Here is a 24,226-nt window from a genome sequence, read left to right on the forward strand (position 1 = left end):
TCATCTGATACATGATTGCGGTCTCGCAGCAAACCAGCGCATCAGTCGATGAGGTCTGGGCCGTGCTCAGCGATCTGGAACGCTGGGGCGATCTGCTGCCGACGTTCAGTTCGGTCACACACTTGGCGGGTCCGGAACCCACGGGGGTCGGAACGCGATTCGAGGTGAGGCAACCGGGTCTCCCGACCGCTGTCTACGAGGTCTCATCCTGGGAGCCGGGGCGAGGTTTCACCTGGGCCGCACGGACGAGGGGAGCGACCACCGCGGCGACCCACGAACTCACGTCTTCACCCACGGGGTGCACCCTCACTCAATCCATCACCTGGACCGGGCCGCTCGCCCGGGCCATCCGACTACTGCTGGCCGCGAAAGTTCGACGGATGGTGGCGGCTGAGACCGCATCGCTGCTGCGGCTGGCCGAACGGGCATGACAGGGGAGAGCCCTCGGGATCTGCTGCTGCACAAGGCGGTTCAGCACTTCGCCACCCACGGCGTCCGGGACACCAGTCTGCGTACGCTGGCCTCGAACATCGGCACCAGCCAGCGAATGCTCAGCTATCACTTCGGGTCGCGGGAGGGCCTGCTGGCCGCGGTGATCGAACGGATCGCCGCAGCGAACGCGGACGCGCTGGCGCAACTCTTCGCCGACCATCAGGACCCCTTCGACGCGGGCGCCGAGAACTGGCGGCGTACCGCCGATCAGGCCCAGCTGGTCGGGCCGCTCTACTTCGAACTGTCCGCGCATGCGATGTACGGCAAGGAGTACGCCGAGAGCCTGCGTGCCGCGGTGCTCGACCAGGCGCAGGAACGGTTCGCCGAGGCGTACGCCCAACACACCGACGAGACGACCGCACGCACGCTGGCACGACTCACCCTCGCTGTGGGTCAGGGATTGCTGTTCGACATGTTGCTGGACGGTGATCGTGCCGCATCGGATCGGGCGGTGGAGGAGTTCACGGCCATGATCCGGCAGCGGCTCGCCGGTTGAGGACGGTGCGGGCACTCGGCGCCGTACGCTGGTATTTCACATTGGGCCGAAAGATACCTCGATGGCTCTGAACATCAAAGGATGAAGGTGTCCATCGGATGGCGAAGGTCTCGCCCGACGTTCGGCCTGCGGGGCCGAGGCAGCGTCAAGACGTGGGTTGGCCAAGGGCCTTGCGGAGAAGCTCGGCCAGCTGGTTTTGCTCGCCGTCGCTGAGGTTGGACGTCGCCGTTCGGGCAAACTCGAAGCTCTTCTCGAAGGCCGCGTTGAGGTTGTCGCCCGCCGTTGTTCGATTGACTTGGCGTGATCGTCGGTCGTTCGGGTTGGCGTGCCGCTCAGCCAGGCCTCTGGCCTCAAGCCGAGTAACGACCTGTGTGATGTTGGAGGCGTCGCAGCCAAGCTCGTCGGCCAACTCTCCCATTCCTCGCGGCTTGGCGATCCTGCCCAGCACACAGGCATGGGCGACGCTCATGCCGTGCTGTGCTGCCGCGATCTCGTAGGCGCGGTCGTAGGCATCGACGAAGTCAAACATCGCACGTTCGGCCTCAGTCGCCGGAGAGACGGGACCGGAAGGAGCAGCCATGCCCCGCACCCTATCACTTGATTCGCTCAAACAAGTGTGTGATGATGCTTGAGCCAATCAAGCATCCTTAGGAGAGTACGTCGTGCCGAACCTTTTTGAGCCTCTAGCGGTTGGGAAACTCCAACTGCCGAACCGTCTGCTGATGGCCCCGATGACGCGGAGCCGCGCATCTGTCGATGGGGTCGTCAGCGCGCTCACTGCCGAGTATTACCGGCAACGCGCCAGTGCGGGTCTGATCATCAGCGAGAGCATCCAACCCAGCGTGATCGGCCAGGGCTACATCCTCACCCCTGGCCTACACGCCGGTGACCACGTGGAGGCGTGGCGGGATGTCACCGACGCTGTCCATGAGGCCGGCGGGCGCATCTTCGCCCAGCTCACTCACACCGGGCGGATTGGCCATCCCAGCCTGTACCCGAACGGGGAACTCCCGGTGGCCCCGTCACCGGTGGCTTCGGGCGAGCAGCTGTTCAGCCTTGAGGGGATGCTTGACCATCCAGTACCGCGCGAGATGACGACGGATGACATCCGAACCACCGTCACCGACTTCGCCACTGCGGCACGCAACGCTATCGACGCCGGCTTCGATGGCGTGGAGCTCCACGGTGCCAACGGCTACCTGATCCACCAGTTCCTCGCCGACAACACCAATCTGCGCACCGACTCCTACGGCGGCGCAGCGGACAACAGAATCCGATTCGCCATCGAGGTCGTCACAGCGGTTGCCGACGTCATCGGAGCCGACCGCACCGGTGTTCGACTCTCCCCGGGCAGCCCGTTCAACAACATCGAAGAGCCCGACCCGGCACCGGTTTATCTTCGGCTGTTGGAGTCGCTCGCCGATCAGAACCTGGCCTATGTGCACCTGGTCGAGGTCGGCAACCGGGAACTGACAAGGCAACTGCGCGCTGCCTGGCCCGGCATTCTCATCCTGAATCCCCACCCCGCGCCAGAGGCCTTCCCAGCATCTCCCGCCGCTGCCACCGAAGCCGTCGAGGCCGGAGTCGCAGACGCCGTCTCACTGGCGACCATGTGGCTTGCGAACCCGGACCTTGACGCCCGCATCAAGGCCGGTGGGCCGTACAACACCCCCCACCCCGACACGTTCTACGGCGGCGATCACCGCGGATACACGGACTACCCGACCATTGAGGGCGGCCGGGCGGCATGAGCCGATCCGTCTTCGTCACCGGCGCACGGGGCAAGACCGGCCGCGAAGTCATCGCCCAACTTGGCCAGCGCGCCGACGCCATGGTCCGTGGCGGGTCCTCGCTGGACTCAACGGCCGTGGCTGACGTCGTCAGGTTCAGCTGGGATGATCCGTCGACCTGGGGTAGGGCAGTAGAGGGGATGGACGCGATCTATCTCATGCGCCCGGATGTCCCGGACGCGCCAGACCTCATCACTCACCTCGTCGCGCTCACTCCGGGGTCACACATCGTCCTGCTGTCTGAGCAGGGCGCACACACCCTCGCCGACGATGAGTGGGTTCGACAGGTGGAACTCGCGGTCACCAGCGGCGCGGGCAGCTGGACGATTCTGCGACCGTCCTGGTTTCAACAGGTGTTGATCGATCCCCGCTACTTCCTGACCACCATCGTTGAGGAACGGATGATCAGCCTCCCCACGGGTGGTGCGCCGATTGCCTGGATCGACACCCGCGACATCGCCGCCGTCGCCGTGCAGGCACTCGTCGAGCCGGACCTGCACCACGGCAAGGCCTACACGTTGACCGGACCGGAAGGAGTCACGCTCGCCTCACTGGCAGAGGACATTTCGTCGGCCATCGGGGACCACGTCAGGCCGTTCGACCCGCCCTTGGAGGACGCACTGAGCGGCGCTGACCGGTGGACGCGCGAGGTCGTCGGAGGAATGTTCGGTCGGGTCCGCGAGGGCATCTTCGCCGAGGTCACCACCACCGTCGAGGAGGTCACCGGCCAACTCCCTCGAGGGATCGGGAGGTTCATCGCCGAGAACCAGGCGTCATGGGCAGGGCAGGCGACTGCGCCATCGGACACTCAGATGGGACGGACACGGTGAAGGCGCTCGTTCATCACCGGGGGAGTCGACACCTGCTGCGTCTGGATTCCGTGCCCGAGCCCACGCCGTCTCCATCAGAGGCCCTGGTTCAGGTTGCCGCCTTCTCGTTCAACTTCGGCGAGGTCGCCTTTCGCACTCCGGATCTTCCCGACGGCACTGTTCCTGGGTGGGACGCCAGCGGGGTGGTGATCACTCCGGCAGCGGACGGTTCCGGGCCGGTGGCGGGTTCGCGGGTCATCACGTTCGGGTGGGCCGGGGCCTGGGCCGAGTTGCGTGCGGTCGACACCGATCAGCTGGCTCTCGTTCCCGATGACGTCGACCTGGAAGCCATCGCCGCGTTGCCCGTCGCCGGAGTCACCGCGCTCCAGGCGGTCCGGCGACTCGGGTCCATCCTCGGACGGCGTGTGCTGGTCACCGGTGCATCCGGCGGCGTCGGCCGGTACGCAGTCCAGCTGGCGAGTCTTTCCGGCGCTGAGGTTGTCGCATCGGTCGGTTCCCCCGGTCGCGGCGAGGGCCTGGAAACACTCGGCGCAAGGGAGGTCATCATCGGCCCGTCCAACCTCGCTGAACGCGTTGATGGCGTGATCGACAACGTTGGTGGACAGCAGTTGGCCGACGCCTACAGCCGACTGGTGCCCGGCGGCGCAGTCGTCGCGGTGGGTATGGCCTCCAAGGAGCCGACCACGATCGATTTCGAGGCGGCGCGGATCCGTCACGACCGCGGGCGGATCGAGACCTTCAACCTGACCGTCCCGCTCGGGCCCGACCTCGAACGGCTGGTAGGCCTCACCGCTCGGGGCCGACTCATGACCCCGATTGGCTGGCGCGGAGGTTGGCGCCGGTACGACGAGGCCATCCAGTCGCTGACACAGCGCCAGGTGCAGGGTAAAGCCGTACTCGATGTTCGAGGGGAGTGAGGCTTGCTTGACTAGAGTAGCGGCTCTTCGAAATGACATAATGTCGCTTATCGGACCAAGGTGACGGATCGTCCGAAAGCGAGCTCACCTGCGTGCTCGTGCCTTGATCTCCTCGATCACGTCGGTCTTCGCGTCGGCGTACGCGTTCATGTCAGGCCAGTCGCGTGTCAGCAGCTCGCGTTTCGTGCTCTCGTAGAGCTGGCGGTCCGATTCGTCGGCGCGCAGATGATCACGCAACAGCAGGTATTCGGGCGCTGCCAGGTCATCGGTCTCGAAGATGTGGATGTGCACGTCCTGCTCCACGGTTCGGACCAGTCGATGTCCGGGCTCGCGCACGCGGAGAACGTAACCAGCGGCGATGAGTGGCTCCAGGTAATCCTCTTCCGCGGTGATGTCGGGCACCGTGACCAGGATGTCGATGATCGGCTTGGCCGCCAGGCCGGGTACCGCAGTCGATCCGATGTGCTGGATGTCGACCGCAACCTTCTCGATTGCCTTGCTGATCCGTGCCGCGTGCTCGGCGTACCCCGTCGCCCACGCCGGATCATGGTCCACCAGGAAGAGCTCGCGCTTCTCGATCCCACCAATCAACTCGACATCGGTCACGTCGTCACGACGACGCGTGCGGCGCTCATCAGGATCGTTCATGACGTGCAGGTTAACCGGCGCGAACCCCTGAGTCCGCGTTCAGGGGGCGATCCGGGCACCACCCGGTGTCAGCGGCTCCTGCCTCGATGACACGCTGATCACGTGGTTGTCACACCCCCAGCTCAAGGATCAAGACAAATTTCCCGGGCCATCATTCCATTCGCGATCGCTGCGGTCGCCGGCGTCATACACGGCATTTTCAGTGTGTACTGGGGTTTCGGCGGCAACTGGCTGCTGGAGACGATCGGCGCGCGGCTCGTCAACGCCTTCGAGGGTCGGCGGTGGCTGCTGCTGATCGTCGCCGCCGTGAAGCTCGGTTTCGCCGTGGTGCCGCTCGCCTGGACCCTGCGCGGATGGCCGCGCCACTGGATCTGGCGTATCGGGTGCGAGCTCGGTGCGCTCAGCCTCATCGTCTGGGGCGGTGCGAATACCGTGGTCGGCCACCTGGTGCTCGCCGGAGTGATCCGGCCCGACGACGGTTACGACCGGGCGGCCATGATCGGCCATGGCTGGCTGTGGGATCCACTGTTCGTGCTCTGGGGCGTCGCCCTGCTCGTGGGCCTCATCCGCCTGCGGCGCCCTCGTTCGATCTGACATAACGTGCGCCACCTCATGCGGAGGCATCACCTGTCTCGGCCAGCCGCTGCTGCCACCGATCTGCGACCTCGCTGAACGACAGCTCCGGGTCCTCGATGGACTCGTCGTTGAAGTCGGCCTCCAGCCGCTCGGCCTGAGCATCGAAGCTGACGATGATCCGCGTCGGCACTTCACCCGACGCAGCGAGAAGGCTGCGTACCTCCTCCGTCTCGTCGAAGAAGGTACGCCAGAGTGCCTGCAGCTCGGACACATCCAGCTCGGTGCCGAGGTGCTGATCAAGGTCTTCGGCGCCGGTGACGATGCCGTCAACCCGATAGATCGGCGTGGCCACGACGACGCCGTCCTGCATCGACAGGTACAGCCAGATCCACTCAACGGAAGGATCCCCGTCGGCGAACTCCCGGGCTTCCCGCACCATGGTGGCGAGGTGGTTCTCGATCGCCTGCAACCGTCTCTTCTGATCCATGGGTCTCCCGATCATCCGGATGGGGATCTTCAGCCTATGCGGCATAAGGGCAACGCGTCGCTCTGACATAACGTGCAGGACCCGTTTGAGCCCTCGGTCGTCGGGTAATCGTTCTGTGACTGAGGATTCGCGATCTCTGGGAGTACACATGAGCGAGCTGCTGCAGACCTACCTGCAGGATCATCACGCCGGTGCCACGTCCGGCGTAGCCCTGTTCCAGCGGGTGGCCAAGAGTCACGGCGTACCCGAGATCGCTGCCGCGGTGCAGCGCCTGAGCACAGAGGTCGAATCCGACAAGAACAGCCTGGAAGCGCTGATGGTCGATGCCGGCGTACGCCCCTCGGTCGTCAAGGATGGGACTGCGCGCGTCGCCGAGCTGGCTGGCCAAATCAAAACCAACCAGCGCCTCCGGGAGCGCTCTCCCCTGTCGGACCTGCTGGAGCTGGAAGCGCTGACCGCTGCCGTGTTCGCCAAGCGGCTCGGTTGGGCGACCCTCCTGGAACTGAACGATCCGCGTCTCCCCCGCGCCACGCTGGAGAATCTGCTCGCGCGGGCCGATGCCCAGGGACGCGAGCTGGAGCAGCTGCATCGCCGGTGTGCGAGCGTGCTGCACCAGTCCTGAGGGTTGGGGGCGCGTGGCTTCGACTCGCTCGTTCCTCGCTCGCTCACCCGACGTGGTGGGTGGTCGTTCCTCGCTCGCTCAACCGACGTGGGTACGGCCGGCCAGCCACGTCCCGTAGCGCCGCAATGCGCCCCGCTGCAGCAGCATTTCCTTCACCAGAGCGATTCGCGGGCTCCTTCCCGGGCGGGTATGCCGACCCGCGCCAAGCCGACGCAACTGCTGGCGTACCCGTGCCATGCTCGCCGCCGAGGCGATCGCCTTGTCCTTGAAGCGCACCGGGGCCAGCACGACCTTGACATCGGGGTCCCGGCGCCAGGTGTTCGGCAGATCGGGGTCGACACCGAGGGCGCTGCCCATCCCGACCAGGTCGATGCCGCTGGCGAGCACCTCTTCAGCGACGCGAAGCCGGACGGGGACCGGACTGCTGGTGGCCAGTTCTTCAGCCAGGCTCAGAAAGTACGCCTCGCGGGTGCTGCTCCGGGCATCTCGGGCCTGACCGGTCATTGCCGGCGCCTCATAGCTGCCGCCGGACAGTTCCACGACGTCGACCCCGAGGGGGGCGAGCATCCCGATGACCGCCGCAGCATCAGCGGCATCGAATCCGCCGCGCTGGAAATCGGCGGAGTTCAGCTTGACCGCGACCGCGAAACCGGGGCTGACCACAGCCCGGACGGTGCGTACGATCTCCACCAACAGTCGAGCACGGTTCTGCAGGCTGCCGCCCCAGTGATCGGTACGCCGATTCGCCAATGGAGACAGGAATTGCGAGAGCAGATAACCGTGGGCGGCGTGGATCTCGACACCGTCGAAACCTGCTTCCTCAGCACGTTGCGCCGTGACCCGGAAACGCTCGATGGTCTCGGCGATCTGCGCCTCGGTCATCTCGGTCGGTTCGGCGAACCGCTTGCTGTTGCGGCCGAGGTCCACCCGGATCGCCGATGGCGCCCAGGCGACTCCCGGCATATCCGCGAGCACCTGGCGGCCCGGGTGGTTGATCTGCATCCAGATCTTCGCCCCACCGCTCCGGCCGGCACTCGCCCACTCGCGGAACGGCTCGAGCGGCGCCGCGGCGTCGAGCACCACACCACCGGGTCCGGTCAGCGCCTCGGCATGCACCATCACGTTCCCGGTGATAAGCAGCCCCGCTCCCCCGCTGCTCCAACGCCGATAGAGCCGGACCAGCTGCTCGTCCGGCAGTTGCCCCGGACCGGCCATGTTCTCCTCCATGGCGGCCTTGACGAGGCGGTTCGGCAGCACCGAGCCACTCGGCAGCACGAAGGGCTCAAATACCGCCGAGACCGGCTCGGAGGCGGCAGAGTGGGTGGATGCGGACGCGATGGATGGCATCGGTGCTCCTGGATGAGGTATGTTTACGTTGCTCACATGAGCATAGAAGGGGATGTTAGCAGTGTCAACTCCGGCGAAGAGTGCGTACCACCACGGCGACCTGCGCGCGGCGTTGCTGACGACCGCGATGCGGATGCTGGAGGCCGGGGAGCCCTTCTCATTGCGAGCCATCGCCCGCGAGGCCGGCGTCTCGCCGACGGCCCCCTATCGGCATTTCACCGACCGGGATGCCCTCGAGTCCGCGCTGGCCGCTGTGGGGCTGCGGGATCTGTTGGCCGAACTCACCGAGGGTCGCGAGCCACCGTCCAGTCCCGCAGAGCTGAGCGAGTTCGCGGTCGCCTATGTGCGCTTCGCGATGAGGCGCCCGGCCCTCTTCCGACTGATGTTCGGCAATGCCTGCGACGAGGGCAACGCGGAGCGCGTCGAGGCCGCCGGGCGCATCCATCAGGCGCTCCAGGCGGCCATGGCCCAGGTGTTCCCGGATGCCGATGCCGACTCGCTGGCCTCCGCAGGCTGGGCACTCGCGCACGGCCTGGCGTACCTCCATCTGGACGGCAAGCTGCCGGCCGACTCCCAGGAGATGATCGACGACCGGGTACGCGCCGCTTTCGCGGCCATCCTGGACGTACGCAACTGAAGCTGAGACCGCGTCAGGCGTCGCAGGTCTTGACCAGGGTCATCTGCTGGAATCGCTGCCAGGTCTGACCGCCGTCGAGGCTGACCTCGCCGTATTCGTGCCAGGCGCGCCAGTTGTCGGTGAAGTCGGTGACGTAACGCACCGTGACCCCGGGTCCCGCCGGGAACTGCCAGTACCAACCGGTCGGGGTCACCACCAGGTCGGTGACCAGTTGATTGCCTTCGTTGTACGCCGTCCAGCTGATGCCGCCGCCGGCCTTCGGTTCCGCGATCGCATACGCCGAGAAGACCGTCACCGACGGATCGGTGGGCGAGGTGCCGGTGCCCTTCACCTCGAGCCGGGTGCCGCCCGGCAGGAACCGGATCTCCTCGGTCTGGACGTAGTAGGAGCGCCCCTGCTGACCGTCGTTCCAGCCGTATCCGACCCACTCCCCTGCCATGTAGTCCAGGGTGCGCATCGCGGGCGCCGCGGGCGCCGAGGTCAGATCGTCGCACTGCGGCAGATTCCGGTTGGCGAGCCCCTGGCCGCGCAGCGCGGCGTTGGTCTTCTGCTCGACCTTCGCGTAGTGCGAGCCACGTGGCGGCGTGCTGTCGGCGGCGTACGCCACACCACTGCCGGTGACGAGAGTGGCCGCGAGCGCGGCCACGGTGATTCCGATCGAGCGGATGAACATCTGGTCTCCCCGGATAGTCGTGCCGTGGTCAGCACGCTAGCGACGCCGAAGGTGAGTCGGCCCGCATCGTGGCATGACATTTGTCATCGGTTCGTGGGGTTCATCTCGACACGGCAGCCATTGCTCCGCTTCGCTCCGCATGGCTGCCTACTCGATGAACGTGGGAAGGCTCCGCTTCGCTCCACCGGGCCAGCTACTCGATGAACGTAGACTTTGCTAGGTTCGACGCCTTGTCACCCAGTGCAAGGAGTTGACCTCCATGTCAGCACGGCTACGAGCCGTCGCTTCCGCCTTGTTGGTCCTGGTCATCGGGCTGATCTCCGGATGCGCGAGCCCCGGCAACACCGAATCCGACAAGCCGAAACTCATCCGCGAGGGCGAGTTGGTGGTGGCGATGAGCGGCGAATACCGCCCCTTCAGCTACGTCGACAACGGCCAGCTCACCGGTTTCGATCTGGACATCGCGCAGGCTCTGGCCGATCAGATGGGCCTCAAGCTGGTTCCCGAGACCGCCGGATTCTCCACCCTCGTTCAGGGAACGGCGAGCGGTCGCTACGACATGCTGGTCGCCTCCACCTCGGCGACCCCGGAACGGGCGCAGATCGTCGACTTCGCCGATGGTTACTACTCCTCCGGTGCCCAGCTGTTCGTCAAACGGGGCCAGGCCTGCACCTCGGTGCAGGACGTCCGGGGTCAGGAGCTCGGTGTCGCCTCCGGCACCTCCTACGAGAAATACCTGAAGGACAACCAGATCACCGATCGGGTGAAGACCTACGAGTCCGACATCACCGCCCTGCAGGATGCCGCGACCGGCCGGTTGCAGGGTGCGGTCACCGACCAGCTCGTCGGGCAGAACCAGATCAAGGAGGCCGGCCTCGACCTCGTACCCTGCGGTGACCGGCTCTACAACGAGACCCAGGCTCCGGCGATCGCCAAGGGCAACCCGCTGCGCGGTGAGGTGAACAAGGCGCTCGCAGAGATCATCCGCAACGGCAAGTACGCCGAGATCTCCACCAAGTACTTCGGCCAGGACATCTCCGGCCAGATCGACAACGCGCCCGTGCGCGAGGTGATGGACGCGGCCCCGACCGAGCAGGGCGGGCCCAGCTTCGGCGAGCTGTTCGTCAAATACATCCCGGTCTTCGTCAAGGCCGCCGGGCTGACCCTGGCGATCACGGCGGTGGCGCTGGCGATGGCGCTGGTCGCCGGTGCGGTGATCGCCGCGATGAACATGAGCTCGATCGCCCCGCTGCGTTGGCTGGCCGCCGCCTGGATCGGATTGATCCGAGGTACGCCGCTGATCGCGCAGCTGTTCGTGCTCTATTTCGGTCTCACCCAGCTGGTGTTGCTGTCCGGTTTCTGGGCCGGGGCCATCGCGCTCGCGGTGCACAACTCCGCCTACATCGCCGAGATCATCCGCTCCGGTTTCGGTTCGGTGCCCAAGGGGCTCGTCGAGGCCTCCCGCTCACTGGGCATGTCCCGGGTGCAGACCCTCCGCAAGGTGCAGATCCCCCTGGCCACCCGGGCGATCCTGCCGGTGCTCGGCAGCCAGTTCATCATTGCGGTGAAGGATTCCTCGCTGGTCGCCTTCATCGGCATGGGTGAGCTGTTCCGCACCGCGCAGAACATGGCGGCGGCCGAATACTCACCGCTCAATGCCTACCTGACCGTCTCGGTCTACTACCTGATCATCGTGCTGGTGCTCACCGGCGGTGTGCATCTGCTGGAACGCCGAATGAACGCCGACCGGAAGGCGGTGCACTGATGCCCGAGGAGATCGAGATGTCCGAGGAAGCGGTGACGAACCCCGGTCCCGAGCAGACCGGCAACATCGTCGAGATGCGTCAGGTCACCAAGAAATTCGGCGAGACCGTCGTCTTCTCCGACGTGGATCTGGATGTCGCCGCCGGTGAGGTCGTGGTGCTCGTCGGGCCCTCCGGGGCCGGCAAGTCCACTCTGCTGCGCTGTGTCAACGGCCTCGAGCGGATCACCAGCGGCACCATCGAGGTCGCCGGCGAAGAGCTGCGCTACCAGGAAAAGACGCTGAACCACCTGCGCTCCCGGGTCGGGATGGTGTTCCAGCAGTTCAACCTGTTCCCGCACATGAACGTGCTGCACAACATCACCGTCGCCCAGCGCGAGGTGCTGGGGCGCAGCCAGGACGAAGCGGTCGCCACCGCCCGCCGGATGCTCGACCACGTCGGGATGAGCCACAAGGAGGATGCCTACCCGGCCAGCCTTTCCGGCGGCCAGGCCCAACGTGTCGCGATCGCCCGCGCGCTGGCGATGGATCCGGCGATGATGCTCTTCGATGAACCGACCTCCGCGCTCGACCCCGAACTGGTCAACGAGGTGCTGTCGGTGATGCGCGATCTCGCCGATGAGGGGATGACGATGATGTGCGTCACCCACGAGATGCGGTTCGCCCGCCGGGTCGCCGACCGGATCGTGCTGATCGCCGACCAGGGCATCGCCGAGGAGGGTGCACCGGATGCCTTCCTGGACGACCCGAAGTCCGAACGGGGCAAGGAGTTCCTCGCCTCCCTCAGCGAGGGTTGAACAGCTCCGCAGCGTACGCCGGCGGCTATGATCCGCGCTATGTCGAGTGCCGAGGCAACCGATCCCGACGAGTCGATGGCCGTCAGCGCGACGCTCAAGCTGGCGCGCACCCGACTCGGACTCTCGGTCGCCGCCCTGGCCGAGAAGTCCGGGGTGAGCATGGGCCAGATCTCCCAGCTCGAACGCGGCCGGGCCAATCCGTCGCTGCGTACGCTGACCAAGCTCGCCCGGGCGGTCGGCGTACCGCTCACCCAACTGCTCTCCGGTGCGCGCCCCACCAAGGTCACCTTCGTCGCCGCCGGCGCCGGGATCGACCTGCCCCACCACGAGAACTCTCCCGGTTATCGCCGCGAGCTGCTGACACCGTCCTGGCTCACCGACCTGCAGGTGATCCGCACCGAGCTGCCCTCGGGTTACAGCAACGAGGGGTTGGCCTACCGGCATCTCGGGTATGAATCGGTCACGGTGCTGTCCGGTCGGCTGCGCGTCGTCGTCGGATCGGATGCGTTCGTCCTGCAGACCGGTGACACCGTCAGTTACGAGTGTTCGGAGCCGCACTGGTGGGTCAACGAGAACCGGGGCACCACGGTGGTGCTCGGGTCGGTCATCCCGGTGTCGTCCTGACCGGCGTCTCATTCCTGACGGCCCGCCGCTTCCCCTCCCACCACACGGGCCATAGTGTGCTTAAAGTGAATGACTGAGCAATATATTGAAGCCAGGAGCGCAGCAAAGGGTGGTTTGCCATGGCTGATCTGTCTCGTCGAGTATTCCTCGCCTCCTCGGTCGGTGTGATCGCCGGCATCGCCGCCGGATGTTCCACCGGGGAGAGCGTCCAGGTGCCCGGTGGCGGTGCCGGTGGGCAGGGCCCGCAGGGTGCGCTGATCGCCGCGATCAGTGGCGAACCGGACAAACTGGATCCCAACTCGACCACCTCCTACAACTCCTTCCAGGTGTTGGAGAACGTCTTCGACACCCTGGTGGAACCGGACGAGAACCTCGTCATGAAGGGCGCGCTGGCCGAGCGCTGGGAGAACAGTCCCGATCAGCTCACCTGGACCTTCTTCCTGCGCGACGGCGTCCAGTGGCACGATGGCAGTCCGTTCACCGCCAAGGATGTGGTCTACACCTACCAGCGGCTGCTGGGGCAGAAGCTGTCCAACTCCTGGCGCTTGTCGGCGGTCACCGATGTGTCGGCCCCCGACGAGCGGACCGTGGTCATCAAGGTCAAGTCTCCCTCCCCCAACCTGCTGGCCAATCTCGGCAGCTTCAAGGGACTGGCGATCGTCCAGCAGGCCAACGTCGAATCCGGTGCCATCAACACCAAACCGATCGGCACCGGCCCGTTCAAGCTGGACAGCTACACCCAGGGTGACACCATCCAGCTCAGCGCCAACGAGAACTACTACGGCGGTGCGCCGAAGGTGCCCGGGGTCACCTTCCGCTTCATCAGCGAGTCCTCCACCGCGCTCGCCGCGCTGAAGTCGGGCGAGATCCAGTGGACCGATGTGGTGCCGCCGCAGCAGGTCGACGCGCTCGCCGCCGACCGGAGTGTCGTCCTCGGCCAGGCAGGTTCCAACGACTACTGGTATCTGGCGGCCAACGAGGCCAAGGCACCCTGGCGGGATGTGAAGGTGCGCCAGGCGCTCGCCTTCGCGATCGACCGGGCCGCGATCACCCAGGCGGCCAAGTACGGCAAGGCGACGGTGAACCAGCTCGCGATCCCGAAGTCCAGCGAGTTCTTCGTCGAGTACGCCCCCTACACCACCGATGTCGCGAAGGCGAAGGCCCTGATGGCCGAGGCCGGCGTACCGAATGCCACCATGCAGTTCCTTGCCACCAGTGAATATCCGGAGACCGTGACGATCGGCCAGCTGCTCGCCGACCAGCTCAAGCAGATCGGTGTCACCGTCGAGATCAAGACCGTCGACTTCTCCACCTTCCTCGACGAGCAGGGCAAGGGGAACTTCGATCTGCTGATGATGGGCTGGCTCGGCAACATCGATCCCGACGACTTCTACTACGGCCAGCACCACACCGACGGTGCGAACAACTACCAGAAGTATTCGAATCCGGCGGTGGACGCCCTGCTCGAACAGGGCCGCACCGAGATCGACAAGGCCAAGCGGAAGGACATCTACGCCCAGGCAGCGAAGACGATCGCCGACGAGGGCAGCTACATCTACCTCTACAACCCCGAAGTGATCCAGGCGTCCTCGCCGCGTCTGCAGGGTTACACCGTGCGCGGCGATCGCGCGATCCGGTTCCGGACCGCGTCGCTGAGCTGACCGCGAAGGCGCCCTGCGGTGTTCATCCTCAAACGGTTGCTGCATGCACTCCTGGTGCTGCTGGGAGTGAGCGTGGTGGTGTTCGCGCTGATCCACCTGGTACCGGGTGATCCGGTCCGGCTCGCCCTCGGCACGCGTTTCGACCAGGCCAGTTACGATGCGCTGCGACGCGCCTCCGGATTGGACCAACCCCTGCTGCAGCAGTACTTCTCCTACATCGGCAAGGCCGCCACCGGCAATCTCGGGGTCAGTTTCCGCTCGGGCCAACCGGTCACCGTGCTGCTGCTCGGCCGGCTCGGCGCGACCGCCTCGTTGGCGATCACCGCGATCATCATCGCCCTGCTGATCGCCTTCCCGCTCGGTACGCTGGCGGCCCTGCACCGCGGCAAGCCGATCGACATGATCAGCCGTTTCTTCAGCCAGGTAGGGGTTTCGGTGCCGGACTTCTGGCTGGGCATCCTGCTCATCCTGGTGTTCAGCAGCACCCTCGGCTGGTTCTCCTCCAGCGGTTACGTGCCCATCACCCAGGATCCGGTCGCCTGGGCACGCAGCGTGCTGCTGCCGGCGATCACCGTCGGCACCGGCTCGGGCGCCATCCTGACCCGATACGTCAGATCCTCGGTGCTGGAGACGCTGGGCGCCGACCACGTCCGCACCGCCCGTTCGGAGGGGCTGCGCGAACGCACCGTGCTGTTCGGCCACATCCTGCGCAACGCCCTGGTGCCGGTGATCACCGTCGGCGGCACCCAGCTCGCCACCCTGCTCGGCGGGGTCGTGGTCGTCGAGGTGGTGTTCGCCTGGCCCGGTCTCGGGCGGCTGGTCTATGACTCGGTCGCGGCCCGCGACTATCCGGTGATCCAGGGTGCGGTGCTGCTCATCGCCACCTTGTTCCTGGTGATCAGCTTCCTCGTCGACGTCCTCTACTGGCGGGTCGATCGGAGGATCGCCCTGTGAGCGGGGGTGTGCGTCGGATGCTGCGCAATCCGGTCGTGGTGGGCTGCCTGATCGTGTTGCTGGCACTGGTGATCGGGGCCCTGTTCGGCGGCTACCTGACCCCCTACGGTCCCAATGAGACCGACATCCCCGCCGCCCTGCAGGGACCGAGCGCGGCGCACTGGTTCGGCACCGACGAACTCGGCCGGGACGTGTTCACCCGGGTGATCGTCTCCTGCGGCGCCACCCTCAAGGTGAGCGTGCTGTCGGTCGCGATCTCGGTGCTGCTCGGCGTCCCGCTCGGACTCTTCGCCGGTTATCTCCGCGGGGCGGTGGACAGCACCATCATGCGGCTGGTCGATGTGATGTTCGCCTTCCCGGTGATGCTGCTCGCCATCGCGATCGTGGCCGTCCTCGGCCCCGGATTGAACACCGCGATCATCGCCATCGGCGTCGTCTACACCCCGATCTTCGCCCGCGTCACCCGCGGCAGTGTGCTGCAGATCCGCGAGGAGCCCTTCATCCGGGCCCAGCAGGCGCTCGGGGCCGGCAGCCTGCGGATCCTGTGGCGGCACGTGCTGCCGAACGTCAGCGCCCCGATCATCGTGCAGACCTCGCTGTCGTTCGCGTTCGCGATCCTGTCCGAGGCCGCGCTGTCCTTCCTGGGCCTCGGCGTGCAGCCACCGGCGCCGTCCTGGGGCCGGATGCTCTTCGACGCCAAGGGATTCTTCAACATCGCGCCCTGGCTGGCGATCTTCCCCGGCCTGGCGATCTTCGTCACCGTGCTGGCGTTCAACCTGCTCGGCGATTCACTGCGGGACGCGCTGGATCCGCGATTCGTGAGCGCGAAGGAGGCCGCATGACTCCGTTGTTCGCCCTCGACGATCTGACCGTGCGCATCGGCCCGGCGCAGATCGTCTCCGGGGTCAGCTGGTCGGTCGAACCCGGGCAGACCCTCGGCATCGTCGGCGAGTCCGGATCGGGCAAGTCGATGTCGGTGCTGGCGGCCACCGGCCTGGTCCCCCGCCCGCCGGCGGTCATCGGCGGCCGTGCCCTGCTCGGTGCCGGTGAGCAGCAACTCGACCTGCTGTCGATGAGCGCGCGCCAGCTGCAGCAGGTCCGCGGCCGTCGGATCGGTTTCGTCTTCCAGGACCCGGCCAGCTCGCTGAACCCGCTGTTGACGGTGGAGAAGCTGCTCTCCGAACCGATGCGCGCCCACCTCGACCTGGACCGGACCGCGCTGCGCCGGCGGGCCCTGGAGCTGCTCGAACTGGTCGGCATCCCCGACCCCGAGCGACGGCTGAAAGCGTACCCACATGAGCTTTCCGGCGGGATGCGGCAACGGGTGATGATCGCGATCGCGCTGAGCTGCGACCCGGAGGTGCTGATCGCCGACGAGCCGACGACCGCCCTCGATGTCACCATCCAGGCGCAGATCATCAGCGTCGTCAGGGATCTGCAGGAACGCCTGGGCACCGCGGTGGTCTGGATCAGCCACGACCTCGGCGTGATCGGCGGGATCGCCGACAACGTGGTGGTCTGCTATGGCGGTCAGGTCGTCGAAGAGGCGCCCATGGATGTGCTCTATCGACGCCACCGGCATCCCTACACCCGTGGTCTGTTCGCCGCCCGGCCGACGCTGGGTGAGTTCGACCAGCCGCTGTCCACCATTCCCGGATCACCGCCGGATCCCAGGAACCTGCCGCCCGGCTGCATCTTCTGGGACCGCTGCGAGGTGCGCACCGATCCGAGCTGTGAGACCGAGCGCCCCGCACTGGTCGAGGTCGCCCCGGACCACCGGGTACGGACCCGCTGCGTCCTCCCCGACCTCGGGCCGATGAGCGGAGGTGCCGGATGAGCGAGGATCGGAAAACCCTGCTGGAGGTACGGAATCTGCAGATCCAGTTCCCGGTCCGCCTCGGCGACCTGTCGGTACGCCAGGCGCTGCGCGGTCGGCGGGAGCGACCGGTGGTGCACGCGGTGGAGGATGTCAGCTTCACCATCGCAGCGGGTGAGACCCTCGGGCTGGTCGGCGAATCCGGTTCGGGCAAGTCGACCATCGGCAACGCGCTGATGCGGCTCGTGGAGGCCACCTCGGGAGAGATCACCCTCGACGGGATCGACGTCCGCGCCGCCAGCGGCGCCGAGCTGCGCCGGGTCCGGCGTACCGTCGCGATGGTCTTCCAGGACCCGCTGACCTCCCTCGACCCGCGCCGCACCATCCGGCGGGCCCTGCTCGATCCGCTGGAGATCCACGGCCTGCATCCGGGTGACCGCGATGCGCGGGTGCGGGAGCTGATGGGCCTGGTCGGCCTGCCCGAGGGGCTGCTGGACCGTTACCCGCACCAGCTCTCCGGCGGCCAGCGGCAGCGGGTCTGCATCGGTCGTGCACTGGCCGTGGAACCGAAGCTGATCATCCTGGACGAGGCCACCGCCTCGCTCGATGTCAGTGTGCAGGCACAGATCCTCAACCTGCTGAAACGGTTGCAGGCCGAGCTCGGACTCTCCTACCTGTTCATCGCCCACGATCTCGCCGCGGTGGAATACATGAGCCACGAGGTGCTCGTCCTCTATCTGGGCCGTGCCATGGAGCGGGCCACCCGTGGTGAGCTCTACGCCGACCCTGCGCATCCCTATTCGTCGGCGCTGCTGTCGGCGATCCCGGAGGTCGATCCGGAGGCCGAACGCAACCGCGCGCGCACGGTGCTGGTCGGTGATGTGCCGTCGCCGGTGAACCCGCCGAGTGGCTGCGTGTTCCGCACCCGCTGCCCGATCGCGATCGACGACTGTGCGGCCGCGATCCCTGACCCGGTGGAGCTTTCGGCCACCCACCGGGCCGCGTGCATCCGGATCAGCCGACGCTGACGCGCTCGGCCTGGCGGTGCTCCTCGGCCACCTGGCGGCGGAACTCCGCGCGCTGGGCGCGATGATCGGGCGTACGCCGAACCACCAGATAACCGACGGTGACCAGCACGAACCAGACCGGGGTCGCCAACAGACCGGCCAGCGTGTCCGGGTCACCGGTGAACGCCCAGATCAGGAAGCCGAAGAAGGCGAACACCACCCACGGCATCACCGTGCCCAGCGGCATCCGGAACCGGCTTGCGGCATGGTCCTGCGGGCGCCGGCGGCGATACACCAGATAGCTGGCCAGGATCATCGTCCACACGAACATGAAGCAGAGCGAGGAAACCGTGGTCACCACCGAGAATCCGGCCGACTCCCCCAGCCCGGAGGCGAGCAGCACCACCGAGGACAGCAGCACCACGGCGGTGAGGAACAGCGCGTTGCGGGGCACGTGCCGGCTGGACAGTCGCGCGAACATCCGCGGCGCGTCGTTCTGGGTGGCCAGCCCATAGACCATCCGCGAGGTCGAATAGATGCCGGAGTTGGCCGAGGACATCGCCGAGGTGAGAACGACCAGGTTGACCACGGCCGCGGCGGCCGGTAGCCCCGCGGCATCGAAGACCTGGATGAACGGTGAGTTGTCGGCGTCGTAGGTGGTCCACGGCATCACCGACATCAGCACCACCAGCGAACCGATGTAGAACAGCAGGATCCGGATCGGGATCGAACGCACCGCACGCGGCAGGTTGGTGTCCGGGTCCTTGGTCTCGGCCGCCGTCGTGCCGACCAGTTCGATCCCGACGAAGGCGAAGGTGGCGATCTGGAAGGCCGCGACGAAGCCCAGGAACCCCTTGGCGAAGAAGCCGCCGGCGTCCCACAGGTGGGTGAAGCTGGCGGTGCCCTGCGCGGAGGTGAAACCGGAGAGGATCAGCACCACACCGACCACGATGAGCGCCAGGATCGCGACGATCTTGACCATCGCGAACCAGAACTCGGTCTCCCCGAATGCCCGCACCGTCGGCAGATTCAGCCCGATCAGCGCGGCGATCACCAGCAGCGCGATCACCGGGGTCGACCAGGGCGGCAGGTTCGGCAGCAGATGGGTGACATAGACCGATGCGATCACGATCACATCGGCGACCGCGGTCACCACCCAGCAGAACCAGTAGGTCCATCCGGTGAAGAACGCGGCCCAGGGGCCGAGCAGGTCGCCGGTGAAGTCGGCGAAGTTCCGGTACTCCTTGCGGGACAACAGGATCTCCCCCATCGCCCGCATCACGAAGTACAACATGAAGCCGATGATCAGATAGACCAGCAGCACCGACGGGCCGGCGACCGAGATCGTCTTGCCCGAGCCCATGAACAGGCCGGTGCCGATGGCACCACCGATCGCGATCAGCTGGATGTGCCGGTTGCCGAGGGCGCGTTCGAGCTTCGGCGATTCGGGGTGCTCGGGGATGGCGGGAGATTTCATCAGGTGGCACCTTAGTGAGAAGTTCCCACAGAGAGCGGGAAATTCCGCCCGCGTGTACGCGTCCGGCTTTGGCGGCAGCGGCATGATGGATGCCGTGACCGCCGCCATGCTCGTCGACCTGACCCTGGTCCTGTTGCTGGTCATCCAGGTGCTGATCGGATGGCAGCGGGGACTGGTCAGCACGGTGTTCGGGGTGATCGGTTATCTGGGCGGCGCGGTGCTGGCCCTGTGGGGGCTGTCCTCGCTGCTGGCGCTCACCTCGATCGGGCCGGACTCGACGGCCCGGGCGATCATCATGCTGGTGGGTGTGCTCGGCCTGGCCTCTGCCCTGCACGGTCTGACCGCCCAGCTCGGTACCCGGCTGATGGCCAGGCGCCGCGCCGACGGCGGCGGCCAACTGGATTCGGCCGGCGGGGCCGTGGTGAACGTGCTGGTCACCGCCATTGTGATCGGACTCGTCGGGATGGCGCTGCTCCCGGTCGTACCGGACGCCTGGCGGCGTACCCTCAACGATTCCCGGGTGGTCACCGCGACGACCGATCGGATGCCGCCCGAGGTCGTCACCGCCACCTCCGAACTCACCCGCGCCCTCTATGACGCCGGTTTCCCGCCGGTCTTCGGCAACCCGCTGGACGAACCGCGGATGGAGGCGGCCGCTCCCGATGACGGCGCGGTCACCACGCCCGGCATCCAGCGTGCGGCGGCCAGCGTGGTGAAGATCCGGGCCTCGATACCGGGCTGCAATCGGGTCGCCGAGGGCTCCGGCTGGGTGGCGCAGCCGCGCCGGGTGGTCACCAATGCCCACGTGATCGCCGGTGCCGACCGGATCACCCTGCAGGTCGGCGGCACCGGGGCCCGGTTGCCGGCCACCGTGATCCAGTTCGACCCGAATCGCGACCTGGCGGTGCTCGACGTCCCCAGCCTGCGGGCGCCGGCACTGCAGACCGCACCGGCGCTGGAGAACGGCACGTCGACGGTGGTGGCCGGGTTCCCGCTGGACGGCCCCTATGACCTGGAGCCGGCGCGGATCCGGGGCACGGTGCACGCCACCGGGCGCGACATCTATGGTTCGTCGATGGTCACCCGGGAGATCTATTCGATCTATGCCGACGTGAACCCGGGCAACTCCGGCGGCCCACTGCTCACCGAGGACGGCCGCGTCGCCGGGACCGTCTTCGCCCGCTCCACGGTCACCCCGCAGACCGGTTTCGTGCTCACCAACGACACCGCGGAGGCCGCGCTGACCGCCGCCAGCAGCACCAACCGGACGCCGGTCGGAACCGGCAGCTGCGCCACCGACTGAGCCCAGGGGTCGCGTACCCGCCGATGTGAGATTGCCGACATCGGGCTCGTCCACCCCTTCGAGAACTACATTGTGTAGTACTACGTGTCATAATAGACATGTCGGAGCAACCACAACAGAATCGAAGGAACCGCTCATGCGACGCAGCGCACTCGACAAGCTCATCTCCGCCGTCGGCCTCTCCCTGGCCGCGATCCTGGTGGTCGCCGGTGGGTTGCTGACCTGGGCGTCCAGCTTCGTCAATGCCCAGGTGCACGACCAGCTCGCGGCACAGCGGATCACGATGCCCTCGGGCGCCTCCCTGGAAGCGCTGCCGCCGGCCGACCGCGAGATCCTCGCCCCCTATGCGGGACAGGAGATGACCAACGGCACCCAGGCCAAGGCCTTCGCGGACAACTACATCCTCGTGCACATGAACAAGTCCTCGGGCGATCGCACCTACGAGGAGGTGTCCGGTGAATACCAGAAGCTGCCGGACAAGACGACCGACGAGGCCAAGGCGATGGGTGAACTGCGGCAGAGCCTGTTCATGGGCAACACCCTGCGGGGCATGCTGCTCAACGCGTACGCCTTCGGAACCATGGGCATGATCGCCGGAATCGCTGCAGTGGCAGCATTCGCGGGCGCCGTGCTGATGCTCTTCCTGTCCCTGCTCGGCTTCCGGCACGCCTCGCGTGCCGGTTCGGCAACGGTCTGACACGCACCTGACGGACCGTTGTTCGCCCCCTGACCTCCGCAAAGGTCAGGGGGCGCTCTAATTCTGTCGGCTCGCGCGCGGCGCCAGACGCTCGCCTCCCGCATTGTCGGCTCGCGCGCGGCGCCGAGCCGCGCGCCCCACCGAACTCTTGGGGACTATCTCACCGTGTCGGGCTCCGCGACGGTGCATAACCCCTGACAAAATCGGGGCCGGGCTGGTCAACCGAGTGGTCAGCCGGGCAGGGATTCCACGACGCGCACCGGCTCACCGCCGGTGTCCGGGTCGGGCAGCATCTGTTCCGGATCGACCAGCGTCAGGGGGTGGCCATCGAGGCCGAGGCGGCGCATCCCCTCGAGGACCATCCGGCGGCCCACGTTGTCGATCGAGGCCACCCGGGAGACGTCCAGGATCACCTCCTGGCCGCCGGGCGACAGCTCGACCAGCTGGCGCAGCACCTGCTCCGCGCCGGCGAAGTTCACCGCCCCCTGCACCACCACCAGCCGGGCATCCGGCCCGTCGAGCCCGGGTACCAGCTCGACCTGATCGCGCAGCACCGACAGCGCATTGGGCGGCGTACCCATCAGATGCATGCCCATGTCTTCGGAGAGCCGCTCGAAGAGTTGTACGCCGCGGGTGCTGTTGCCGAAGGAATCCAGACGGGGTGAGAAGGTGCCCAGCCCGCACTGCCCCGGCAGGGCACCGATGATGCCGCCGGCGACACCACTCTTGGCAGGGATGCCGACATGGGAGACCCAGTCACCGGCCGCGTCGTACATGCCACAGGTGAACATCACGCTCATCACCTGCCGGGCCGCCCGCGGCGAGACGACCTGGACGCCGGTCACCGGATTCGTACCGCCATTGGCCAGCGTCGCCGCCATCACCGAGAGGTCCCGCACGCTCACCAGCAGCGAGCACTGCCGGGTGTACTCGCGGACCAGGATGCCCGGGTCCTCGGAGATCTTGTCGCGGGCCCGGACCAGATAGGCCAGCGCGGTGTTGCGGTACCCGGTGGCGACCTCGGACTCGAAGACCGCGTCATCGACCTCCAGCTCCCGACCGGCGAACGCCGACATCCCGCTGCGCGCGCGTTCGAAGCGGGCCGCCACATCCAGTCCGGGTGCGCCGACCAGCGAGTGCGTGGTGATCGCGCCGATGTTGATCATCGGGTTCCGCGGGCGGCCGGTGTCGGGTTCCAGGGAGATCTCGTTGAACGCATCACCGGTGGGCTCGTCGCCGACCACCTCGAGCACCGCCTCCAGGCCGCGGTCCTCGATCGCCAGGGCGTACGCGAAGGGCTTGGAGATCGACTGGATCGAGAACTGCACCTCATCGTCACCGGCGGAATAGGTCACCCCGTCGAGGGTGGTGATGGCGACACCGAGCTGGTTCGGATCGGCCTGGGCCAACTCGGGGATGTAGTCGGCCAACTCCCCTCCGTCATTGCTGTTGCAGTCGTTCAGGATCTCGGCGAGGTAGTCAGGCACGGGGGTCTGCATGGCGGCAAGGCTAGCTCAGGGCCAGGGCCGCTCGGCGAGCAACGCGGCCACCGCCACATCGGCCGGTACCCAGGCCGGGTCGGTGAGTTCCGCCCGCCGCAACCAGCGGACCGCGTCATGGGCGTCACCGGGATGCGGCTCGTCCCCGCTGGCCACCCAGAAGACCCGCATCCGCAGCGTCTCCGAGATCGGCCAGGATCCCTGTGCGGATTCGATTTCCGCTCCGACCGTGACCCCGATGCCGAGCTCCTCGGCGAGTTCGCGGGCCAGCGCCGCGACCGGGGTCTCCCCCGCCTCCACCTTGCCCCCGGGGAACTCCCAGAATCCGGCCAGTGCGGCGGGTCGGGTACGCCGGGTGGCGAGGATCCGGTCGTCGCGCACGAGCACGCCGGCGACCACCAGCCGCACACCCGGCGGCAGGGGTGGGGTCACGCCTGGGCGGCCTTGTCGGCGGCCGCCTTCTTGGCCGCCGCCTTGACCTGCTTCTTGGTCTCGCGGACCTTCTGCAGGGAGCTGTTGTCGGTGATGTCGGCGACCGAACGGAAACCGTCCTTGCCGTAGTCGCCGGCGGCCCGCTGCCAGCCACTCGGCGTGATACCCCACTGCTTTCCCAACAGGGCAAGGAAGATCTTCGCCTTCTGATCACCGAAACCGGGCAACGCCTTGAGCCGTTTGAGCACCTCGGCACCGTCGTCGACACCGGCCCAGATGTTCTCCGCGTCACCGTCGTAGTCATCGACCAGCGCCCGGCAGACCTGCTGCACCCGCTTGCCCATCGACCCGGGGAAGCGGTGGATCGCCGGCTTCTCGGAGCAGAGGGCGACGAACTCCTCGGTGTCCATCGCCGCGATCTTCGCCACGTCGAGGGTGCCGCCCATCCGCTGCGCGATCACCGCCGGCCCGCTGAACGCCTTCTCCATCGGCACCTGCTGATCCAGGGTCATGCCGAGCAGCAGCGCGTTGGCATCGGTGCTCAGCAGGCGATCCGAGGCGGCATCACCGGTGAGCCAGAGGTCGTGGTCCTTCTCCGTCATGGGGTCATCCTGCCAGAGCGGAAAATGACCATGGAATATTCGTACTTATATTTGAATAGTTCGACTGAAGGGCCGGATAT

27 protein-coding genes are annotated in these 24,226 nt (G+C 66.8%); 18 read left to right on the forward strand and 9 right to left on the reverse strand.

Features of this window, described 5'->3' with window-relative positions; all coding sequences use genetic code 11:
- Positions 1 to 11: 11 nt before the first annotated feature.
- Both BI335_RS02980 and BI335_RS02985 read left to right on the forward strand, forming a co-directional pair.
- The gene (locus tag BI335_RS02980) at positions 12 to 431 is read left to right on the forward strand and encodes an SRPBCC family protein (protein ID WP_094429605.1); all 420 of its coding nucleotides are present in this window, start codon (positions 12 to 14) and stop codon (positions 429 to 431) included.
- A complete protein-coding gene (locus BI335_RS02985) occupies positions 428 to 988 on the forward strand; it encodes a TetR family transcriptional regulator (protein ID WP_094429606.1) in 561 nt (186 codons plus the stop codon). Before BI335_RS02980 ends, BI335_RS02985 begins: the two co-directional genes overlap by 4 nt.
- Before the next feature lie 145 nt (positions 989 to 1,133).
- On the opposite strand, the gene BI335_RS02990 is transcribed toward BI335_RS02985, so the two are convergent.
- Positions 1,134 to 1,568 (reverse strand): MarR family winged helix-turn-helix transcriptional regulator, encoded by a 435-nt coding sequence (locus BI335_RS02990; protein ID WP_094358475.1) that lies wholly within the window; start codon positions 1,566 to 1,568, stop codon positions 1,134 to 1,136.
- An 82-nt stretch (positions 1,569 to 1,650) separates the two neighbouring features.
- Here BI335_RS02990 and BI335_RS02995 point away from each other — a divergent pair, with 82 nt between their 5' ends.
- The 3 genes from BI335_RS02995 to BI335_RS03005 are packed head-to-tail and all read left to right on the forward strand — an operon-like array spanning position 1,651 to position 4,525.
- Positions 1,651 to 2,739: an alkene reductase gene (locus BI335_RS02995; protein WP_094429607.1), complete on the forward strand. Its 1,089-nt coding sequence runs from the start codon at positions 1,651 to 1,653 to the stop codon at positions 2,737 to 2,739.
- Positions 2,736 to 3,608 (forward strand): NAD(P)H-binding protein, encoded by an 873-nt coding sequence (locus BI335_RS03000; RefSeq protein WP_094429608.1) that lies wholly within the window; start codon positions 2,736 to 2,738, stop codon positions 3,606 to 3,608. Before BI335_RS02995 ends, BI335_RS03000 begins: the two co-directional genes overlap by 4 nt.
- Positions 3,605 to 4,525: a zinc-binding dehydrogenase gene (locus BI335_RS03005; RefSeq protein ID WP_094429609.1), complete on the forward strand. Its 921-nt coding sequence runs from the start codon at positions 3,605 to 3,607 to the stop codon at positions 4,523 to 4,525. Before BI335_RS03000 ends, BI335_RS03005 begins: the two co-directional genes overlap by 4 nt.
- Before the next feature lie 84 nt (positions 4,526 to 4,609).
- On the opposite strand, the gene BI335_RS03010 is transcribed toward BI335_RS03005, so the two are convergent.
- The gene (locus BI335_RS03010) at positions 4,610 to 5,173 is read right to left on the reverse strand and encodes a GrpB family protein (RefSeq protein ID WP_094425244.1); all 564 of its coding nucleotides are present in this window, start codon (positions 5,171 to 5,173) and stop codon (positions 4,610 to 4,612) included.
- A 102-nt stretch (positions 5,174 to 5,275) separates the two neighbouring features.
- On the opposite strand from BI335_RS03010, the gene BI335_RS03015 reads away from it, so the two are divergent.
- On the forward strand, positions 5,276 to 5,767 hold the full coding sequence (locus BI335_RS03015) for a DUF3995 domain-containing protein (protein ID WP_267489854.1): 492 nt from the start codon (positions 5,276 to 5,278) through the stop codon (positions 5,765 to 5,767).
- A 16-nt stretch (positions 5,768 to 5,783) separates the two neighbouring features.
- Here BI335_RS03015 and BI335_RS03020 read toward each other — a convergent pair whose 3' ends face one another.
- Positions 5,784 to 6,218 (reverse strand): hypothetical protein, encoded by a 435-nt coding sequence (locus BI335_RS03020; protein ID WP_144009059.1) that lies wholly within the window; start codon positions 6,216 to 6,218, stop codon positions 5,784 to 5,786.
- Positions 6,219 to 6,384: 166 nt separating this feature from the next.
- Between BI335_RS03020 and BI335_RS03025 the strand changes: the two genes are divergently transcribed.
- Complete coding sequence (locus BI335_RS03025) at positions 6,385 to 6,858, forward strand: hypothetical protein (protein WP_094429611.1); 474 nt, start codon at positions 6,385 to 6,387, stop codon at positions 6,856 to 6,858.
- Positions 6,859 to 6,936: 78 nt separating this feature from the next.
- Here the strand turns inward: BI335_RS03025 and BI335_RS03030 are convergent, their stop codons facing one another.
- A complete protein-coding gene (locus BI335_RS03030) occupies positions 6,937 to 8,205 on the reverse strand; it encodes an NADH:flavin oxidoreductase/NADH oxidase family protein (protein WP_094429612.1) in 1,269 nt (422 codons plus the stop codon).
- 61 nt (positions 8,206 to 8,266) lie between these two features.
- On the opposite strand from BI335_RS03030, the gene BI335_RS03035 reads away from it, so the two are divergent.
- Positions 8,267 to 8,842: a TetR/AcrR family transcriptional regulator gene (locus tag BI335_RS03035; protein WP_094429613.1), complete on the forward strand. Its 576-nt coding sequence runs from the start codon at positions 8,267 to 8,269 to the stop codon at positions 8,840 to 8,842.
- A 13-nt stretch (positions 8,843 to 8,855) separates the two neighbouring features.
- Here the strand turns inward: BI335_RS03035 and BI335_RS03040 are convergent, their stop codons facing one another.
- On the reverse strand, positions 8,856 to 9,515 hold the full coding sequence (locus BI335_RS03040; RefSeq protein WP_094429614.1) for a hypothetical protein: 660 nt from the start codon (positions 9,513 to 9,515) through the stop codon (positions 8,856 to 8,858).
- A gap of 292 nt (positions 9,516 to 9,807) precedes the next feature.
- Between BI335_RS03040 and BI335_RS03045 the strand changes: the two genes are divergently transcribed.
- From BI335_RS03045 to BI335_RS03080, 8 genes are all read left to right on the forward strand, one after another.
- A complete protein-coding gene (locus tag BI335_RS03045) occupies positions 9,808 to 11,280 on the forward strand; it encodes an ABC transporter substrate-binding protein/permease (RefSeq protein WP_172421699.1) in 1,473 nt (490 codons plus the stop codon).
- Positions 11,280 to 12,074, forward strand: coding sequence for an amino acid ABC transporter ATP-binding protein (locus BI335_RS03050; RefSeq protein ID WP_456151926.1), 795 nt, complete (start codon positions 11,280 to 11,282; stop codon positions 12,072 to 12,074). Before BI335_RS03045 ends, BI335_RS03050 begins: the two co-directional genes overlap by 1 nt.
- A gap of 39 nt (positions 12,075 to 12,113) precedes the next feature.
- Positions 12,114 to 12,698: a helix-turn-helix domain-containing protein gene (locus BI335_RS03055; protein ID WP_094358491.1), complete on the forward strand. Its 585-nt coding sequence runs from the start codon at positions 12,114 to 12,116 to the stop codon at positions 12,696 to 12,698.
- A 119-nt stretch (positions 12,699 to 12,817) separates the two neighbouring features.
- On the forward strand, positions 12,818 to 14,359 hold the full coding sequence (locus BI335_RS03060; RefSeq protein ID WP_094429615.1) for an ABC transporter substrate-binding protein: 1,542 nt from the start codon (positions 12,818 to 12,820) through the stop codon (positions 14,357 to 14,359).
- Between the two features lie 18 nt (positions 14,360 to 14,377).
- Positions 14,378 to 15,313 carry an ABC transporter permease gene (locus BI335_RS03065; protein ID WP_094358495.1) on the forward strand — a complete coding sequence of 312 codons (936 nt, stop codon included), beginning with the start codon at positions 14,378 to 14,380 and terminating at the stop codon, positions 15,311 to 15,313.
- A complete protein-coding gene (locus BI335_RS03070) occupies positions 15,310 to 16,155 on the forward strand; it encodes an ABC transporter permease (protein ID WP_229118063.1) in 846 nt (281 codons plus the stop codon). The genes BI335_RS03065 and BI335_RS03070 overlap by 4 nt, the downstream gene beginning before the upstream one ends.
- The gene (locus tag BI335_RS03075; RefSeq protein WP_094429616.1) at positions 16,152 to 17,150 is read left to right on the forward strand and encodes an ABC transporter ATP-binding protein; all 999 of its coding nucleotides are present in this window, start codon (positions 16,152 to 16,154) and stop codon (positions 17,148 to 17,150) included. The genes BI335_RS03070 and BI335_RS03075 overlap by 4 nt, the downstream gene beginning before the upstream one ends.
- The gene (locus tag BI335_RS03080) at positions 17,147 to 18,157 is read left to right on the forward strand and encodes an ABC transporter ATP-binding protein (protein WP_094425391.1); all 1,011 of its coding nucleotides are present in this window, start codon (positions 17,147 to 17,149) and stop codon (positions 18,155 to 18,157) included. The genes BI335_RS03075 and BI335_RS03080 overlap by 4 nt, the downstream gene beginning before the upstream one ends.
- Here the strand turns inward: BI335_RS03080 and BI335_RS03085 are convergent.
- The gene (locus BI335_RS03085) at positions 18,144 to 19,613 is read right to left on the reverse strand and encodes an amino acid permease (protein ID WP_094425394.1); all 1,470 of its coding nucleotides are present in this window, start codon (positions 19,611 to 19,613) and stop codon (positions 18,144 to 18,146) included. The genes BI335_RS03080 and BI335_RS03085 overlap by 14 nt on opposite strands.
- A gap of 94 nt (positions 19,614 to 19,707) precedes the next feature.
- On the opposite strand from BI335_RS03085, the gene BI335_RS20950 reads away from it, so the two are divergent.
- Both BI335_RS20950 and BI335_RS03105 read left to right on the forward strand, forming a co-directional pair.
- Positions 19,708 to 20,916: a MarP family serine protease gene (locus BI335_RS20950; RefSeq protein ID WP_166646666.1), complete on the forward strand. Its 1,209-nt coding sequence runs from the start codon at positions 19,708 to 19,710 to the stop codon at positions 20,914 to 20,916.
- A 136-nt stretch (positions 20,917 to 21,052) separates the two neighbouring features.
- Positions 21,053 to 21,613 carry a hypothetical protein gene (locus BI335_RS03105; RefSeq protein WP_094358507.1) on the forward strand — a complete coding sequence of 187 codons (561 nt, stop codon included), beginning with the start codon at positions 21,053 to 21,055 and terminating at the stop codon, positions 21,611 to 21,613.
- Between the two features lie 230 nt (positions 21,614 to 21,843).
- Here BI335_RS03105 and BI335_RS03110 read toward each other — a convergent pair whose 3' ends face one another.
- Genes BI335_RS03110 through BI335_RS03120 form a run of 3 tightly spaced genes read right to left on the reverse strand, consistent with a single transcriptional unit; the run spans position 21,844 to position 24,146 of the window.
- The gene (locus tag BI335_RS03110) at positions 21,844 to 23,112 is read right to left on the reverse strand and encodes a glutaminase (RefSeq protein ID WP_094429617.1); all 1,269 of its coding nucleotides are present in this window, start codon (positions 23,110 to 23,112) and stop codon (positions 21,844 to 21,846) included.
- 15 nt (positions 23,113 to 23,127) lie between these two features.
- Positions 23,128 to 23,544, reverse strand: a complete 417-nt coding sequence (locus tag BI335_RS03115; protein ID WP_229119408.1) for a (deoxy)nucleoside triphosphate pyrophosphohydrolase — start codon at positions 23,542 to 23,544, stop codon at positions 23,128 to 23,130.
- Complete coding sequence (locus BI335_RS03120; protein ID WP_094425402.1) at positions 23,541 to 24,146, reverse strand: HhH-GPD-type base excision DNA repair protein; 606 nt, start codon at positions 24,144 to 24,146, stop codon at positions 23,541 to 23,543. The genes BI335_RS03115 and BI335_RS03120 overlap by 4 nt, the downstream gene beginning before the upstream one ends.
- Between the last annotated feature and the right edge of the window lie 80 nt (positions 24,147 to 24,226).

Source organism: Enemella evansiae (assembly GCF_002250705.1).
Classification (GTDB): Bacteria; Actinomycetota; Actinomycetes; order Propionibacteriales; family Propionibacteriaceae; genus Enemella; species Enemella evansiae.